Genomic DNA, 17,000 nt, shown 5'->3' with positions numbered 1-17,000 from the left:
TCCTCGCCGGTGATCAGCCCGTCGACGGCGGAGAACTGCCCGGTGACACCGATCGCGGCACGGACCGCCTGCGGGTCGGCGGCGACGTCGTGGCCGCCGACGCGGATCTCGCCGGAGGCGGGGCCGGGGGTGATGAGGGTGGAGAGGATCTTGACGGCGGTGGTCTTGCCGGCGCCGTTCGGGCCGAGCAGGGCGAAGACCGTTCCTTCGGGGACGGTCAGGTCGATGCCGTCGAGTACGAGCTTGTCGCCGTAGGACTTGCGCAGCCCGTTCGCCGCGATGGCCAGGTCGGTCATGATGCGTGCTCCTCAGAGGCTGCGGGCGGTGATGTCGCCGTAGGAAGTGGTTGCGTGGATGTTCAGGCCTGCGGTGCCGTCGGTGTTCTTGAGCGCGTTGTGGATCCGGCCGTAGGCGGTACCGGCGTCCAGGGAGGCGGAGACTCCGCGGGCGGCGCCGACCGAGATCCCGCCGGACTCGGTGCGCAGCGTGACCGTGCCGCCCATGGCCTCGGCGATGTGGAGGTCGCCCTTCTGGGTGCTGATCTCCGCGGGTCCGCCCAGGCGTCCGACCGAGACGTCGCCGGCGAGGAGGGCGAGGCGGGCGCTCGCGGTTTCGTCGAGCTTGACCGAGCCCTGCGCGCCCTCGAAGGCGACGTTGCCGAGCCGTCCGACGCCCCGGAGCTCGGAGTCGGCTGCCTTCGCCTCGATGTGGGAGCCGGCGGGCAGCTGGACGGTGACCTCGACGGATCCGGAGCTGCCGAGGATCCGGTTCTTCGCCGGTGCGGCCCCGATCCGCAGGACGCCGTCGACGTATTCGACGGTGATGCGCTCCGCAGCCTTGATGTCGCGACTGTTCGAGGCGTCGGCGGGAAGGACCTCGACGGTGGTGTCGGCCCGGTCGGCGGCGATGAACAGGAGGCGCCCTGCGGGGATGTCGAGGACGGTCGAGACCTGGTCGGGGGTGTCGAACTTCTGCATCGTTCTCTCCTTCGGCTCCGTGTTTCTGATGAGTGAAACGCTACGTTGCGTTCATGGATCTGGCAACGTAATCGTTGCTTGCGATCACCATAAGTACTGGTCAGGGCCAATAAATCGTTGCAACGGCGTGCACTTTAATGCAACAACCATTGCCTCACCGTTGCAATGAGATGAATGTGAACGCTATGCTGACGGCACCAGAGGCACAACGAAGGAGATCGCGATGCCGGGTGGCAGGCTCACTCAGCAGGAACGCCAGCAGATCGCGCTGGGACTGGCCGACGGGCTCGCCTACGCGGAGATCGCCAGAGGGCTCGACCGTCCGACCTCGACGATCACGCGTGAGGTGATGCGCAACGGCGGCCCCGCCGCCTACCGCGCCGACCTGGCCCACCGCGCCACCGAACGCCGCACCCACCAGCGCAGGCAGGCCGCGCCCCGGGACCCGAAGGCATCCCCGCAGCCCCACGGACGCGACGCCGAAGCCGTGCGCGAGTACGAGGAGACATTCACCGACGTCCTCATGCAGACGGGCCTGTCCAACAAGATGATGGCCAGGGTGCTGGGCAGTCTCTACACGACCGACGCGGGCAGCCTCACCGCGTCCGAGCTCGTGGAGCGCCTCCAGGTCAGTCCGGCGTCCATCTCCAAGTCGATCGCGTTCCTCGAGAGCCAGGGCCTCGTCCGCCGGGAACGCGACGAAGGCCGCCGCGAGCGCTACATCGTCGACGACGACATCTGGTACCAGTCGATGATGGCCAGCGCCCGGTCCACCGCGCAGCTCGTCGAGACCGCACGGCAGGGCGTCGGCGTCCTCGGCGCCGGCACCCCGGCCGCCGCCCGCCTGGAGAACATCGCCCGTTTCCTGGACTTCGTCAACGAGAGCATCACCCGCGCCGCGGAACAGGCCCGCGACGTCCTCTACGCGAAGGCCGAAGCGACCTCGAATGCCGCTGCCGAGCCGCGTCCGGACGGTGGAGCGCCGTCCTGAAACGCACGTCGGCGGTACCCGGTCGCTTCGGACCGGGTACCGCCGACGGATCAGGCGGGTGTGCGTGGGTCGATCAGACTCCGGCAGGTTCCTTCGCAGGGGCGCCGGGGGCGGTGCCCGGGTCCGTCGTGGGGTGGCCGCCCGTGGCGGCGACCGTTGACGGGACCGGTTCCTGGGAGACGTTGAACTCCGTCAGCAGGGCCTGGCTGAAGCCGAAGAAGTACGTGGCGACGAAGCCGGCGACGTAGCCGACCGCCAGGCCGCCCGCGTAGATCGCGATCGTCGAGCCGAGGCCGTGGTTGCCGTCCAGGAGCGGGAACAGGGCCCAGCCGGACGGGCCGATGGCCGTGGAACCGACCGAGTCGCCGAGCTGGTTGAACAGGCCCACGAAGCCGCCGCCGAACGCGCCGCCGACACAGGCCGTGATGAACGGGCGGCCCAGGGGGAGGGAGACGCCGTAGATCAGGGGCTCGCCGACACCCAGAAGGCCTGCGGGGAGGGCGGACTTGATGGTCCTGCGGATCGACTCGTTACGGGGAAGGCGCAGGTAGACCGCGGCGGCCGCGCCGACCTGGCCCGCGCCGGCCATGGCGAGGATCGGGAGCAGGACGGTGAATCCCTGCTGCTCGATGAGCGTGGTGTGGATCGGGATCAGGGCCTGGTGCAGGCCCAGCATCACCAGCGGGAGGAAGAAGCCGCCGAGCAGGAAGCCGGCGCCCGCGCCGCCCGTGGAGAGCAGCCAGTCGGCGAACGAACCGATGGCGGTGGAGACCTCGCCGGCCACGTACATCAGACCGAAGATCGTGACCAGGCCGGAGATCAGGACCGTCAGGGTCGGGGTGACCAGGACGTCCAGGGCCTCGGGCACCCAGCGGCGGCACCACTTCTCCACGTACACCGCGAGGACCGCGGCACCGAGCGCGCCGAGGACGCCGCCCTGGCCGGGGGAGAGGGTCTGGCCGAAGGCATCGATGTTCGCGACGCCGGGGAAGACGATGATCGCCGCGACCGCACCGCCCAGGATCGGCGTACCGCCGAACTCCTTCGCCGTGTTGTAGCCGACGAAGACCGCGATCAGGGCCATGAAACCGGAGGCCATCGCGGCCAGGGCGGGCGTGACCGAGGGCAGCCAGCCGAGGTTCACCAGCAGGCCGTTGAGGCCGGCGATGATGCCGCAGCCGATGAGGGCCGGGATCAGCGGGACGAAGATGTTCGCGATCTTGCGCAGGAACAGCTTGAACGGGGTGGCGTTCTTCGCCTTCTGCTGCGCCTTGATGGCCGCGCCCTGCGCCGCCAGCTCCTCGGAGGTGTGGACGACGGGGGCGGCCGAGGCGCGCTCCTCCTCGACCAGCTGCTCGAACTCCGGGGTCACCCGGGCGACGGTGCCCGGGCCGAGGACGATCTGGTACGTGTCGTCGTCGACCACGCCCATGACGGCCGGGAGGGCCTTCAGGGCGTCGTCGTCGACGAGCGAACGGTCGTGCAGGCCCAGCCGGAGCCGGGTCATGCAGTGGGCGATCGAGCCGACGTTCGCTGCGCCACCGACAAGCGGAAGGATCGCGGCGGCGGTGGCGCGGTTCTTGTCTTCAGTAGCCATGGTGCGTGGTGCCTTGCTGTGCGGGGGGTGGGGACGGTGCGGTGGATCAGGTGGTGCGGACGGCCGCGAGGGCGGCGCGGAGGTGGCCGTGGGAGTCGGCCAGGAGCGTGGCGGCGGTCGGGCCGTCGACCTCGCCCAGGATCGTGAGGATGGCGTTCTTGACCTCGCCGTCCGTGGCGGCGAGTGCCGCCTCGATCTCCTGGTCGGAGGCGCCGGTCGCGAGGGAGACGATCCGGCGGGAGCGGGCGCGCAGCTTCTCGTTGGAAGCGCGCACGTCGACCATCAGATTCCCGTACGTCTTGCCGAGCCGGATCATCGTGATCGTCGAGAGCATGTTGAGGACGAGCTTCTGGGCCGTGCCCGCCTTGAGGCGCGTCGAGCCCGTGAGCAGCTCGGGGCCGACGACGATCTCCAGGCCGTGTTCGGCGGCCGCCGCGAGCCCGGAGTCCGCGTTGCAGGAGAGGCCGATGGTGAGGGCGCCCTTGGCACGGGCGTGCTCGACGGCCCCGATGGCGTACGGCGTACGGCCGGAGGCGGAGATGCCGACCACCGTGTCGTCGGCCGTGAGGCCCAGCTCCTCCAGGTCCGCGGCTGCCAGCTCCTTGCTGTCCTCCGCGCCTTCGACGGCCTTGACCATGGCGGAGGGACCGCCCGCGATCAGCCCGACGACCTCGGACGGGTCGGTGTTGAAGGTGGGCGGGCACTCGCTGGCGTCGAGGACGCCGAGGCGGCCCGCGGTGCCGGCACCCGCGTAGATCAGCCGGCCGCCGCGCGCCATGCGCTCGGCGGTGGCGTCGATCGCGGCGGAGATCTGCGGCAGCTTGTCGGCGATGGCCGCGGGGACGGTGCTGTCCTCGCCATTCATGATCCGCGCTATGTCCTGCGTGGGGAGCTGGTCGATCTCGGCGAGCTCGGGGCGGAACGCCTCGGTGGTGAGCGTGGCGAGCTGGGCGCGCAGCTCGCCGTAGCCGTCGGCGGCGGAGTCGGCGTTCGTGGCGTCGGTGTCGGCGGTGGAGGTCATGGACAGCGGCTCTGCTTTCTCGTTCATGTGCGGTTCAGCGGGTGCGGGCGTGGATCAGCGGGTGCGAGGGGTACGGCGGTGGGCGAGTGCCTCGTACGACGCGGCCAGTGCGGGGGCGGCCGTTTCGTACGTGCGCTGGGCGACACCTATGAACAGGCAGTCGACGACGAGGAGCTGGCTCGTACGGCTCGACATGGCGGCCGGCCGCAGCTCGCTCTCGCGGGCGGTGGACGTGGTCAGCACGTGGTCGGCGTACTGCGAGACCGGTCCGTCCGGGCGGCCGGTGATCGCGATGGTCGTCGCACCGCGGTCGAAGGCGACCCGGAGCGGCTCGATGACGTCACCGGTCGAACCGGAGTGCGTGATCGCGATGGCCACGTCGCCGGAGCGGAGCTGCACGGCGTTGGTCACGGCGAGGTGCGGGTCCATGTGCGCATGGGCGATCAGTCCGATGCGGAGCAGCTTCTGCGCCAGGTCCTGGCCGACGAGGGAGGAGGCGCCGACGCCGTAGATGTCGATGCGGCGGGCGGTCGCGGCGGCGGCGACGGCGGCGCCGAGCTGGACGGTGTCCAGACCGGCAGCGGTGTCGGCGAGCGTCTGCTGCTCGTCGTAGGCGAGCTTCGTCACGACGTCGGCGATCGGGTCGTCGACCGCGATGTCGGCGGTGACGGCCGGTGCGCGGCCGGACAGCTGGTGGGCGGCGAGGCCCGCGAGTGCCAGGCGCAGGTCCCGGTAGCCGGGGTAGCCGAGGAGACGGGCGGTGCGGACCACGGTGGCCTCGCTGGTGCCGGTGAGTTCGGCGAGACCGGTGACGGTGAGGGCGGCGCACCCGGCGGGGTCGCCCGCGACCGCTTCGGCGACCCGCTGCATGGAGCGGGTCATGGACGGGGCGAGGGTCCGCACCTTGGCCGCGAGGGCCGCCGGTGCGGGCGGGGAATCGGCGCTGAAACTTTCCTTCACGTCATTGGTCACATTTGAAAGATATTTTCAAGACGGAAGGCCGTCAACCCCCCTTTGGTCCCTACCTCTGAAGGATCAAGGCCGGAGCCTGCGGCGCCCGGGTGACAATGGGGCCATGGAGTTGAACACCCTGGAGCAGGAGCTGCACACGGCGCGTGCGCTGGTCATGGCCGACCTCGTCGCGGGCGACGTCGCCGAGGCCGAAATCGTCTCGCTGGTCGAGGACGCGGTGACCCACCGGCGGTGGTGGGTCGAGCAGTGGCCCGAGGGCGTGTCCTTCGTCACCGGACTGATAGCGCAGGACGTCCAGGACGCGCTGCTGGAGCGCTACGGCCGCTGGCCGCTGTGCCCGGTGTGCACGGAGGACGGGCCGCACGCACTCGACGTGGAGCCGGAGCTCGGCCCCGATCCGCACTGGGTCTGCACGAAGGCGACCGTGTCCGTCGCACCCGTGGGGGCGCTCGCCGGGGTGCTGGGCCGGTGACCGTCTACATCGACCCGCCCACCTGGCCGGGGCACGGACGCCTGTGGTCGCACCTGGTCAGCGACGTGTCCTTCGAGGAGCTGCACGACTTCGCCGCCACGATCGGCTGCCCGCCGCGTGCCTTCGAGCGCGACCACTACGACGTACCCGAGGCGCATTACGCGGACGCGGTCCGCGCCGGGGCGAAGGAGGTCGGCTCGAAGGAGATCGTGCGCCGGATCACTGCCGCGGGACTCCGGCGGCCGAAGGGGCGCCCTGCGCCGTCCGACCCGCAGTGACCTGCGCGGGCACCCCCGCGCCCGTGTTCTTCCTGCTGTCCCCGCCCGCGATCCGCCGCGACGGCCTGCCGCTGCCGCCGAGCCGCAGCGAGACCACCACGGCCGCCAGGCCGAGCACCATCATCCCGGCACCCGCCCAGGCCGTGGCCGGGAAACCGAAGCCCCCGTCGATGACCGTGCCGCCCAGCCACGGGCCGCTCGTGTTGCCGAGGTTGAACGCGGCCGTCGTCGTCGCACCGGCCAGCGTCGGGGCGACGCCCGCGACGTTGAACATCCGGGCGTTGAGCGCCGGGGCCGTGTAGAACGCGGACAGGCCCAGCAGGAACGCCAGGACGACCACCGCGACCGGGTTCGACGCGAACAGGGCCAGCGCCACCAGGAAGACCGTCGACGCCGTGATGCCGCTCAGCAGCACCCCGAAGAGGTGCGCGTCCGCGACCCGGCCGCCGATCGTCGTACCGATCACCGCACCGACCCCGAACAGTGCGAGGACCCACGGCACCCAGCCCGAGCTCAGCCCCGCGACGTCCGTCAGCAGCGGTGCGAGATAGCTGAACGCGCAGAAGACACCGCCCGCCGCGAGCGCGGTGATCACGATCGACAGCCACACCTGGCGGTCCCGGAAGATCGCTACCTCGCGCTTGAGCTGCGGCTTCTCGTCCGGCAGCGGGATGCGCGGAATCCGGGTGGCGACCCCGACCAGGGCCACGGCGGACGCCGCGCCCACCGCCCAGAACGCCGAACGCCAGCCGAGGTGCTCCCCGAGGAACGCCCCCAGCGGCACCCCCAGCACGTTCGCGATCGACAGACCGCCGATCATGACGGCCATCGCCCTGGCCCGCGCGTTCATGGGCACCATCGCGATGGCGACCGCCGCCCCGACCGCCCAGAAGCCCGCGCAGGCGAAGGCGCTCACCACCCGGGAGACGAAGAGCACCTCGTACGTCGGAGCCAGCGCGCCCGCGATCTGGCCCAGGCCGAAGACCGCGATGAGGGCGATGAGTGTCGTGCGGCGTGGCAGCCGGAGCGTGGCCACGGCCAGCAGCGGGGCGCCGACCACCATGCCGATGGCGAACGCGGATATGAGGAGTCCGGCCTGCGGAATCGACACGTCCATGTCGTCGGCGATGGGTGGCAGCAGCCCGGACAGCATGAACTCGCTGGTACCGAGAGCGAAGACCGAGAGGCCGAGGATGTACACGGCCAGTGGCATGCGGGGACGGCTGGAAGCGGAGTCGGGCATGACAGTCACCAACAGTGCCCCCGACCTCGGAATTCCCGCGTCTCAGTGGGTGAGCAGCTCCAGCTCCGTCGTGAGGTTCTGCCGGGCCCGCGGTTCCCAGGCGGCGACCCCGTGGGGCGTACGGAACAGCCGCGGCAGTCCGAGCAGCTGCCGCAGGACGGCGGCCCGGCCGTCACGGAACGCGTCGTCCGGCACGAAGCCGTACTCCTCGCGCACCTCGGCCGCGTAGGTCGCGTACTCCTTCGGGGCCGCCGCGAGGATCGCCAGGTCCGCGTCGCACAGCACCTCGCCGTTGGTGTCGCCGTCCACCGGGTCGTGGGTGACGGTCAGCCGGACCAGCCGGGCGACCTCGGCCGTGGCGGCCCGGGGGACGCCCGCTTCGGTGAGGGCGCGCTCGGCGAGGACGGCGCTGCGTTCCTCGTTCTCGGTGCGGTCGGGACGGTAGACGGCGTCGTGGAACCAGACGGCGAGGCGCACCAGGTCCGGGTCGGCGGCATGGCCGGCGAGGGTGTCGACGCGTTCCAGGACCTGGGCCAGGTGGGCGGTGGTGTGGTAGCGCCGCTGCGGTTCGGCCCAGCGGGCCAGGAGGTTGTCGGCGTACGGCAGCGGGTCGGGGCCGGGGGCTCCGCCCCGGGCGGCGACGAGGGCGTCCTGCCAGCGGCTGCGGAGGGTGTCGGCGGTGTCGGTCATGGGGCGACTGTAGGACCCGGCCCGGCCTTGTCGTGCGGGCCGGCCGGTGGTTAGCGTGCGGCCGTGAACGAACCGGTGGACCCCACGCACATCCTGATGGACCTCAACGCGGACCTCGGTGAGGGGTTCGGGCGCTGGACACTCACCGAGGACGAGGCGCTTTTGACCTGTGTCACCAGCGCGAACGTGGCCTGCGGCTTCCACGCGGGCGACGCCTCCGTGATGCGGCGGGTCTGCGACACGGCGGCCGCCCGCGGGGTACGGATCGGGGCGCAGGTCTCCTACCGCGACCTCGCCGGGTTCGGGCGCCGGGCCATGGACGTGCCGTCCGCCGAACTCACCGCCGAGATCGCGTACCAGATAGGCGCGCTCCGGGTCTTCGCCGAGGCGGCGGGCTCCACGGTCTCGTACGTCAAACCGCACGGCGCCCTGTACAACCGCACCGTCCGGGACGACGAGCAGGCCGCGGCCGTCATCGAGGGCGTGCTGCTCGCGGGCGGCCGTCCGGCAGTCCTCGGCCTGCCCGGATCGCGTCTCCTCGACCGTGCGGAGGCGGCGGGCCTGACAGCCGTCGAGGAGGCCTTCGCCGACCGTGCGTACACCCCGCGGGGCACGCTCGTGCCGCGCGGCGAGGAGGGTGCGGTGGTGCACGACGCGGACGAGGTCGTACGCCGCAGTGTCGGCATGGCCGTGGAGCGGGCCGTGACGGCCGCGGACGGCAGCCGTATACCGGTCGGTGCGCGCTCCCTGTGCGTCCACGGGGACACTCCCGGGGCGGCGGCGCTCGCCCGGCGGGTCCGTGCGGCGCTGGAGGACGCGGGCGTGTCCGTGCGGGCGTTCGCATGAGCGCGATACGGGTCCTCTCCGCCGGCCCCGGTGCCCTGCTGGTGGAGTTCCCCTCCTCGGAGGACGCGGAGGCCTTCCACGCGGAGCTGCTGCGCCGCCGGGCGGACGGCGCCCTGCCCGCGGTGCGCGAGATCGTCCCGGGGGCCAGAACGGTCCTGCTGGACGGGGTGGAGGACCGCTCGCTGGCCGGTCGGCTGCCGACCTGGGAGATACCGCCGTTGCACCGGGGCGCCGGGGAAGCCGTCGAGATCCCCGTCGTCTACGACGGCCCGGACCTCGGCGACGTCGCCGAGGCCTGGGGCGTCGCCGTCGCCGACGTACCGCTCATCCACGCCGGTACGGAGTTCCGGGTGGCCTTCTGCGGATTCGCACCGGGGTTCGGGTACCTCACGGGGCTGCCGGAGCATCTGCACGTACCGCGCCGTGCCACTCCGCGGACCCGGGTACCGGCCGGCGCGCTGGCCCTCGCCGGGCCGTACACCGGGGTGTACCCCCGGCCCTCGCCCGGCGGCTGGCAGCTCATCGGCCGGATGCCGGAACCGGGCGCCCTGTGGGACCCGGCCCGCGAACCGGCGGCGCTGCTCGGCCCGGGGGCACGGGTGCGCTTCGTGGCGGCAGGGGTACGCGGATGAGCCCCGCCCTCCATGTGGTCCGGGCCGGGGCACTGACGACGGTGCAGGACGAAGGGCGGACCGGGTGGGCACACCTCGGGGTGCCCCGGGCGGGGGCACTGGACGCGCCCGCCGGACGACTGGCCAACCGGCTCGTCGGCAACGCCCCGGACGCGGCGGTCCTGGAGACCACGCTCACGGGCTGCGCGGTCCGCCTGTCCGGTGCCCGGTCCGTGGCCGCCGTCGTCGGCGGCGCGGGCTGCCGGGTGACCGTCGACGGGCGGCCGGTGGCTTGGGGGGCGCCCGTGCGCGTACCGGAAGGGGCCGTGCTGGAGGCCGGGCCCGCGGTGCACGGCCTGCGCAGCTACCTGGCGTTCGGGGGCGGCCTGATACCGGAACCGGTGCTCGGGAGCCGGTCCGCAGACCTGCTCTCGGGGCTCGGCCCGCCGGTCCTGCGCGACGGTGACGTACTGCCCCTGGGCCATGGGCACGGCAGCCCGCCCGTCGACGCGGTGCCGTGGCCGGGCCCGCCCGCCGAGCTGGTCCTGCCGCTGTACCTCGGCCCCCGCCACGCGTGGTTCACCGAGGCCGCGCTCCGTACGCTGACGACCGCCGCGTACCGGGTCTCGGCGCAGAGCAACCGCATCGGACTGCGTACGGAGGGGCCCGCCCTGGAACGCGCCCGCGACGGGGAACTGCCGAGCGAGGGCATGGTGCTCGGCGCCGTCCAGGTGCCGCCGGACGGGCGGCCCGTGGTGTTCCTCAACGACCATCCGACGACGGGCGGCTACCCGGTCGTCGGCGTGGTCGCCGCGTCGGCGCTGGCGGGGGCCGCGCAGGCGGTTCCGGGGACGCGAGTGAGGTTCGTGCGGGCGTAGCGCCGGGGAACCGTCGCCGCCGCGCGTTATGTTCAGGAGCCATGCGTTCTCATGGGGAGCTGCGCCCCCGGGTGACCGCCCCGTAGGCTGGTCATTGGACTAGACCTGCAGCCGCTCCGAAGGAATGGAACCCCCATGAGCAACCGTGCAGTCCTGGAGGTGATCGCTCTCGACGCGGAGGACGCGGTCGCAGCTCAGGCCGGTGGTGCGGACCGCCTCGAAGTGGTCACCGACATGGCCGCGGACGGCCTGACACCGTCCCCGAAGACCGTCGAGGAGATCCGGTCAGCCGTGGACATCCCGTTGCGCGTGATGCTCCGGGTCGCGGACGGGTTCGCGGTCGGCGACATCGACGTCCTCGTGGAGAAGGCGCGCGAGATGCGGGCCGCGGGAGCCGAGGAATTCGTCCTCGGCTTCCTCGACCGCGACGGCCACGTCGACCTCGTCGCCGTCGAGCGCATCGTCGCCGAACTGAACGGCTGCCACTGGACCTTCCACCGTGCGATCGACCGGGCCGTGGACCGGGACGCCCTGCGCAAGCACCTCGCGGAACTGCCCGGCCTGGACACGTACCTGACGGCGGGCTCGGCGGACGGCGTCGACGAGGGCATCCCGACGCTGCTGGCCGAAGCGGCACGAGCGGCCTCGGGACAGCCCGGCTACGAACCGCAGATCCTGGTGGGCGGCGGACTGCGCCTGGAACACCTGCCGCGGCTGCTCGCCGCGGGCATCGACGCCTTCCACATCGGCGGGGCGGCACGGCCGGGCGGCTGGTCGGAGCCCGTCGACGTGGCGGCCGTACGGGAGTGGCGCGCCGTGCTCGACGCATGAGGTGCGGGCACCCGGCGTCCTGGCCGTGAACTCCGACAGGCGCCGGGCCCGTCACCCGTCCGTCACTCCGGGAGTGCCGGGGCCCCGTAACGGAACTTGAATGCTGAGTGTCCCTGGTGCGCCGCTCCACCCCCGGAGTCCACATGCCACTGTCCCAGTCCGTCCACGGCCGCGGCGCGCGGCCGAGCCGTGCGGGCGTGCTGCGCCGGACCGGGGAATGGTGCGCACGCCACTTCGTGATCGTCATCGTCCTGTGGCTGGCCGCGCTCGCCGGGGCCCAGGTCCTGCAGCACGCGTACGGGGGCGACTACTCCGACAACTTCTCGATCCCCGGAACCCAGTCGCAGGACGGCCTGGACGTGCTGAAGGCGCACGCCCCCTCGGCGGGCGGCTACAGCAGCCAGGTGGTGGTGCACGATCCGGGCGGGCCGCTCAGCGCGGTCAGCAGCGAGGTCTCGACCGTGGTGGCCGGCCTCCAGAAGCTGCCGGACGTGCTGTCGGTCCAGAACCCCCTGTCGTCGGACACCCCCACCACCACGCCGAACGTCGGGCCGCTCTCCACCGACGGGAAGACGGCCTACATCACCGTCCGCTTCAGCGTGCAGCCCTCCACCCTCGGCGCCGGCTATCTCGACGGTGTGGACGCAGCCGTCCAGCCGCTGCGCGCCGAGGGCGTCGACGTGGAGTACGGCGGCCCGCTGGGAGAGCTGGCCCGGCCCGAGGCGGACGACCGGACGAGTGAGGCCATCGGGTTCGGGGTGGCCGTCCTGGTGCTGCTGATCGGCTTCGGCAGCCTCGTGGCCGCTCTGCTGCCGCTGGTGACCGCCCTCATCTGCGTCATCTTCGGTCTGGGCCTGCTGGGTCTGCTGGCCGCCACGATGACCTTCGCCACCGTCTCACCGACGCTGGCCACGATGATCGGGATCGGGGTCGGGATCGACTACGCGCTGTTCCTGGTCACCCGACACCGCCAGAACCTCATGGACGGCAGGAACCCGGTGACCGCCGCCGGGATGGCCGCCGCCACCAGCGGGCATGCCGTGCTGCTCTCCGGGTGCACGGTGATCATCGCCCTCTGCGGACTGTGGGTCTCCGGGATCGGCTTCATCGGCAAGCTCGGCCTGGCCGCGGCCGTCACCGTGGTCACCGCCGTGATCGGCGCCCTCACCCTGGTGCCGGCCATGCTCGGACTGATCGGGCGGCACATCGACCGGATCCACGTACGCAAGCCGATCGCCGAGACGGAGGTGAAGGCTGATCCGGAGCCGGCGAAGGAGACGGGGGCGGACGCAGGGAAGGCGGTGCACGGCAACGGCGGCACCTGGCACCGCTACGCGCAACGCGTCGAGCGCAAGCCCTGGTGGTTCCTGGCCTGCGGTGTCGTGATCCTCGCCGTCCTCGCCATCCCGCTCTTCTTCATCCAGCTCGGCCACATCGGGGACGGCGCCGACCCCAAGTCCTTCACCGACCGGCGTGCCTACGACCTGATGTCCTCGGCGTTCGGGCCGGGTTCGAACGGCCCGCTGACGCTCGTGATCGACCAGAGCGCGGTGTCGCAGAGCGACCGGTCCGCTCTGGAGTCCCAGGCCCAGCAAGCCCTGACGAAGGTGCCGGACGCCGTCCTCATCACCCCGCTCACGCCCACCTCGGACGGGGACGTCCTCACGGCCACCGCGTACTCCGTGGCCGCACCGCAGGACGAGAAGACCACGGACCTGACCAACCGGCTGACGGACGACGTCCTGCCCGACGCGGTCTCCGGCACCGCCGCGAACACGTACGTCACGGGCACGACCGCCGCCCAGGTCGACTTCCTGGACATCGTCTCCAGCAGACTGCCCCTGATCATCGCGGTGGTGGTCGGCCTCGCCTTCCTCGTGATCCTGGCCGTGTTCCGTGGGCTGCTCGTCGCGGTCAAGGCGGCGGTCCTCAACGTGCTGTCGATCGCCGCCTCGTACGGAGTCGTGGTGGCCGTCTTCCAGTGGGGCTGGGGCGGGCCCGCGCTGGGGGTGTCGGGCGACGTGCCGATCGAGAGCTACGTACCGATGATGATGTTCGCCATCGTCTTCGGCCTCAGCATGGACTACGAGATCTTCCTGCTGTCCCGGATCCACGAGGCCTGGCTGCGCACCCAGGACCCCAAGGCGAGTGTCGCGCAGGCGCTGGAGATCACCGCGCGGGTCATCACCTGCGCGGCCCTGATCATGGTCAGCGTCTTCGCGGCGTTCCTGATCAGCGACAACATCGTCGTGAAGATGCTGGGCCTCGGGCTCGCGGCGAGCGTGCTCATCGACGCCACCGTCGTCCGGCTGCTCCTGGTGCCCGCCGTGATGACCCTGCTCGGCCGTGCCGCCTGGTGGTCGCCGCGCTGGCTGGTCCGGATTCTCCCGAAGGTGGACGCGGAGGGATCCGGGGCCGGGTGACAGTTCGGAGGAGGGAACGTACCGACCTCTCCGGGCGTCATTACGGGTAGGCGACCGAAGGGGGATCCGGCACATGTCGGTCACGTTGGGCGAAGAGATCATGCTGTTGTCGCTGGACGACGAGTCCGGGGTGGCGAAGGAGCGGCAGTCCGCCGGATGGGCCGTCGCGGGCGGGACCCTGCTCGAGCTCGTCATGGCCGGCCGCGTCTCGGTCGACGGCGGGCGGATCACCGTGACCGGCACGGCGTCCACCGGCACCGGGCTGCTCGACGAACAGCTGGGACTGATCGCGGCCTGGGCGGCCAAGCGGAGCAAACCGCCGAAGGTCACCGAGTGGCTGACGAGGGATCAGAGCAAGGCCGTGCGCGCCACGATCGAGAGCCTGCGCGCACGGGGGCTGGTGAGCGAGGAGCAGCACAAGGTGCTCGGCGTCTTCCCCGTGCGCCGCTTCCCCGAGGCGGACGGTGCGGCCGAGCGCGAACTGCGCGACCGGCTCTCCCGGCTCGTGCTGAACGGGGAGGAGCCGGACGACCGCTCCGCCGGCCTGATCGCGCTGATCCACGCTGCGAAGCTGCACCGCCTGGCCTTCCCCGACCTGCCGCAGGCCAAGGTGTCGCCGCGGATGGAGGAGATCGCGGAAGGCCAGTGGGCCGGCGAGAGCGTCCGGACCGCGATCCGCACCATGCAGGCGGCGATGATGGCGGTCACCGTGGCGACAGTGGTGACCGTGATCTGACCCGGAAGCACCTCCGGAGCTACCCGAGGTCCTCCGGCAGCGGAGCCGCGTGCAGCACGATCAGACCCGACACCGCACGGGTCAGCGCCACGTACAGCCGCCGCAGGCCCGTGCGTTCGTCGGGTTCACCGTCGACCACCGCGGACGGTTCGTCCAGCACCACGTAGTCGTACTCCAGGCCCTTGGCCAGCGACGCCGGTACCAGGGTCAGGCGGGAGGCGGCCGTCGTCTCCTCGCCGGGGGAGAGGTACGCGTGGCCCGCCGCCGTCAGAGCGTCGGCCAGCGCCGGGATGCGGGCGTCGGCGGCGATCAGGCCGATCGAGCCCTCGTGGAGCAGCGACTCCTCGCAGGCAGCGACCACCGCCGCGTCCAGGACGTCCGCGCCGGGCACCTCCCGTACGGCCAGCGAGCCGGGCGATTCACGCACCGACTCCACGGCGGCCAGGCCGGGCGAGATCGCGGGGAGCAGCCGGGAGGCGTACGCGATCACCTCGCGCGGCACACGGAAGCCCGCGGTCAGCTCCTCCACCACCGCGTCCGCCTTGCCGAGGTGGAACAGCGCCTGCGCCCAGCTCTCCGTCGACCACGGCGTCGTCCCCTGCGCCAGGTCGCCGAGCACCGTCGCCGAACCGGTCGAGCAGCGCCGTCCCACCGCCCGGTACTGCATCGGGGACAGGTCCTGGGCCTCGTCGATGACGACATGGCCCAGCGAGTGCGTACGGGCCACCAGGTCGCCCGCCTCGTCGATGAGGACCGCGTCCGCCGCTGACCACTTCGCCGACTTCACGCTGCGGGCGGGCCTGGTCATGAGGATCTGCTTCTGCTCGTCCCCGGTGAGGATCCCCTCCGCGTGCGCGGCCAGGAACTCGGGGTCCGTCAGGAGCCGCAGCACCAGCTTCGACGGATCCACCGCCGGCCAGACCGCCTTCACGGCCGCCTTCACCGCGGGGGTCCGCGCCACCGCGTTCTGCACCCGGTCGTCCGGCGCCTCGCCCGCCTCCTCCATCCGTACGAGGACGGCGTGCGCGATGCGCTGCGGGAGCGCCTCGTGGGCGGCGCCGTACCGCATGTCGCGCGCCAGCAACTCGCCGACCATCTCCTCGATCTCGTACGCCGGTACCCGCCAGCGACGTGAGCCGCGCACCACCACGACGCCCTCGCTCGGCAGGGTGACGTGCGAGCGGAGCGCGCGCCGCAGGACCTCCGCCATCCGGGCGTCGCCCTTGATCACGGCGGCGGCGGCCTCGTCCGTGCCGCGCACCTCGACCTGCGCCGTCACGAGGTCCTCGACCGTCGCCTGCTTCACCTCCAGCTCCCCCAGCGCGGGCAGGACCTGCTCGATGTAGTGCAGGAACGACCGGTTCGGGCCGATGACGAGGGTGCCCGTGCGGGCGAGCCGCTCGCGGTGCGCGTACAGGAGGTAGGCGACACGGTGCAGGCCGACGGCCGTCTTTCCCGTACCGGGGCCTCCCTGGACGCAGACCGTCCCGCCGAGCCCGCTGCGGACGATCTCGTCCTGCTCCGGCTGGATCGTCGCCACGATGTCGCGCATCGGCCCGACGCGGGGCCGCTCGATCTCCGCCTGGAGGAGCTTGCTGGTCTGCTCGGTCTCCGCCGGGTCCGTGAGGTGCTCGTCCTCGTACGCGGTCAGCTCGCCGCCGGTGTAGCCGAAGCGGCGGCGGCGGTCGACGTCCAGCGGGTTGTTCCTGGACGCCTGGTAGAAGGGCTGGGAGACCGGGGCGCGCCAGTCGATGACCATCGGGTCGCCCTGGGCGTCGTGGACGTGGCGGCGCCCGATGTAGAACTGCTCGCCCTCGGCGCCCTCCGCCTCCTGCGCGCCGACCGCGTGCCGGTAGTCGAGGCGGCCGAAGAAGAGCGGGGTGTGGGAGAGGTCGGCGAGCGCTTTGATGCGGTCGTCGATCTGGGCCTGCAGGACGGCGGCGTTGACCCAGTTCGCCGTGACATCGCGGATGTCGAGGGCCTGTACGTCCTCGCGCATGGCGCGCAGTGCGGCGCGGGAACCGGCGAGGTGGGCTCGTTCCCCGTCCAGTGGACTGCTGGTCGCTTCGCTGGTGTCTTCGCTTGTCTCTTCGTGCGCGGGCACGGTGTTGCCTCCGGCTTTTCGACGCAGGACGGCGGACCCGGCTCAGAGGGCCGGGTCCGCTCAAGGACGTTCACAGGTGCGCACACAGAGGGACGCGTGCGGCTGTTGTCGGCCGGTTTCCGTCCGGTCGGCGGCGCTCCCCCGGCTGCCGGCCGCTCAGGGAGGCGGACCGGTACCACGGTGCGGGAGGCGGGCAGACCGGAGATTGTAGCGATCACGGTCCGCAGCGTCGAACGATTAAAGGCGGCGTCCGTCCGTCCCGTAGGGGACGGCATGCGACCTGCGGCCTACCCGGGCCCTCGCGCGCTTCCGTCCGCAGGCCGATGCCGC

17 protein-coding genes are annotated in these 17,000 nt (G+C 72.0%); 9 read left to right on the top strand and 8 right to left on the bottom strand.

Features of this window, described 5'->3' with window-relative positions; translation table 11 throughout:
- The coding region (locus ABZS61_RS25270; protein WP_356425481.1) for an ATP-binding cassette domain-containing protein at positions 1-296 on the bottom strand (296 nt) is incomplete at its 3' end.
- A 12-nt stretch (positions 297-308) separates the two neighbouring features.
- Positions 309-977 carry a DUF4097 family beta strand repeat-containing protein gene (locus ABZS61_RS25265; RefSeq protein WP_356425479.1) on the bottom strand — a complete coding sequence of 223 codons (669 nt, stop codon included), beginning with the start codon at positions 975-977 and terminating at the stop codon, positions 309-311.
- 223 nt (positions 978-1,200) lie between these two features.
- Here ABZS61_RS25265 and ABZS61_RS25260 point away from each other — a divergent pair, with 223 nt between their 5' ends.
- Complete coding sequence (locus tag ABZS61_RS25260) at positions 1,201-1,968, top strand: helix-turn-helix domain-containing protein (protein ID WP_356425476.1); 768 nt, start codon at positions 1,201-1,203, stop codon at positions 1,966-1,968.
- 73 nt (positions 1,969-2,041) lie between these two features.
- On the opposite strand, the gene ABZS61_RS25255 is transcribed toward ABZS61_RS25260, so the two are convergent.
- Genes ABZS61_RS25255 through ABZS61_RS25245 form a run of 3 tightly spaced genes read right to left on the bottom strand, consistent with a single transcriptional unit; the run spans position 2,042 to position 5,558 of the window.
- Positions 2,042-3,565, bottom strand: a complete 1,524-nt coding sequence (locus ABZS61_RS25255) for a PTS transporter subunit EIIC (RefSeq protein WP_356425473.1) — start codon at positions 3,563-3,565, stop codon at positions 2,042-2,044.
- Positions 3,566-3,611: 46 nt separating this feature from the next.
- Entirely contained in the window at positions 3,612-4,586 is a 975-nt protein-coding gene (gene murQ, locus ABZS61_RS25250; RefSeq protein ID WP_356425512.1) for an N-acetylmuramic acid 6-phosphate etherase, read from the bottom strand.
- A gap of 54 nt (positions 4,587-4,640) precedes the next feature.
- On the bottom strand, positions 4,641-5,558 hold the full coding sequence (locus ABZS61_RS25245) for a MurR/RpiR family transcriptional regulator (protein ID WP_329208596.1): 918 nt from the start codon (positions 5,556-5,558) through the stop codon (positions 4,641-4,643).
- 103 nt (positions 5,559-5,661) lie between these two features.
- Here ABZS61_RS25245 and ABZS61_RS25240 point away from each other — a divergent pair, with 103 nt between their 5' ends.
- Positions 5,662-6,030, top strand: coding sequence for a hypothetical protein (locus ABZS61_RS25240; protein ID WP_329208595.1), 369 nt, complete (start codon positions 5,662-5,664; stop codon positions 6,028-6,030).
- A complete protein-coding gene (locus ABZS61_RS25235) occupies positions 6,027-6,308 on the top strand; it encodes a DUF4031 domain-containing protein (RefSeq protein WP_356425469.1) in 282 nt (93 codons plus the stop codon). The genes ABZS61_RS25240 and ABZS61_RS25235 overlap by 4 nt, the downstream gene beginning before the upstream one ends.
- Here ABZS61_RS25235 and ABZS61_RS25230 read toward each other — a convergent pair.
- On the bottom strand, positions 6,250-7,521 hold the full coding sequence (locus tag ABZS61_RS25230) for a Cmx/CmrA family chloramphenicol efflux MFS transporter (protein WP_356425509.1): 1,272 nt from the start codon (positions 7,519-7,521) through the stop codon (positions 6,250-6,252). The genes ABZS61_RS25235 and ABZS61_RS25230 overlap by 59 nt on opposite strands.
- A gap of 72 nt (positions 7,522-7,593) precedes the next feature.
- Positions 7,594-8,241, bottom strand: coding sequence for a hypothetical protein (locus tag ABZS61_RS25225; RefSeq protein ID WP_356425466.1), 648 nt, complete (start codon positions 8,239-8,241; stop codon positions 7,594-7,596).
- Between the two features lie 96 nt (positions 8,242-8,337).
- Here ABZS61_RS25225 and ABZS61_RS25220 point away from each other — a divergent pair, with 96 nt between their 5' ends.
- The 6 genes from ABZS61_RS25220 (at position 8,338) to ABZS61_RS25195 (ending at position 14,566) form a co-directional block, all read left to right on the top strand.
- Positions 8,338-9,087 carry a 5-oxoprolinase subunit PxpA gene (locus ABZS61_RS25220; protein WP_356425506.1) on the top strand — a complete coding sequence of 250 codons (750 nt, stop codon included), beginning with the start codon at positions 8,338-8,340 and terminating at the stop codon, positions 9,085-9,087.
- A complete protein-coding gene (locus ABZS61_RS25215) occupies positions 9,084-9,719 on the top strand; it encodes an allophanate hydrolase subunit 1 (protein ID WP_356425463.1) in 636 nt (211 codons plus the stop codon). The genes ABZS61_RS25220 and ABZS61_RS25215 overlap by 4 nt, the downstream gene beginning before the upstream one ends.
- Positions 9,716-10,576: a biotin-dependent carboxyltransferase family protein gene (locus ABZS61_RS25210; RefSeq protein ID WP_356425460.1), complete on the top strand. Its 861-nt coding sequence runs from the start codon at positions 9,716-9,718 to the stop codon at positions 10,574-10,576. Before ABZS61_RS25215 ends, ABZS61_RS25210 begins: the two co-directional genes overlap by 4 nt.
- Before the next feature lie 135 nt (positions 10,577-10,711).
- Positions 10,712-11,407 (top strand): copper homeostasis protein CutC, encoded by a 696-nt coding sequence (locus ABZS61_RS25205; RefSeq protein WP_356425456.1) that lies wholly within the window; start codon positions 10,712-10,714, stop codon positions 11,405-11,407.
- A gap of 143 nt (positions 11,408-11,550) precedes the next feature.
- Positions 11,551-13,830: an MMPL family transporter gene (locus ABZS61_RS25200; RefSeq protein WP_356425452.1), complete on the top strand. Its 2,280-nt coding sequence runs from the start codon at positions 11,551-11,553 to the stop codon at positions 13,828-13,830.
- 73 nt (positions 13,831-13,903) lie between these two features.
- Entirely contained in the window at positions 13,904-14,566 is a 663-nt protein-coding gene (locus tag ABZS61_RS25195) for a GPP34 family phosphoprotein (protein WP_356425449.1), read from the top strand.
- Between the two features lie 19 nt (positions 14,567-14,585).
- Here the strand turns inward: ABZS61_RS25195 and ABZS61_RS25190 are convergent, their stop codons facing one another.
- Positions 14,586-16,670, bottom strand: a complete 2,085-nt coding sequence (locus ABZS61_RS25190; protein ID WP_356425446.1) for a UvrD-helicase domain-containing protein — start codon at positions 16,668-16,670, stop codon at positions 14,586-14,588.
- Positions 16,671-17,000 lie beyond the last annotated feature (330 nt).

Source organism: Streptomyces sp. NPDC005566, from assembly GCF_040605575.1.
GTDB lineage: Bacteria > Actinomycetota > Actinomycetes > Streptomycetales > Streptomycetaceae > Streptomyces.
The sequence above is the reverse complement of the archived record's forward strand: the minus strand, read 5'-3'. Positions and strand labels throughout refer to the sequence as shown.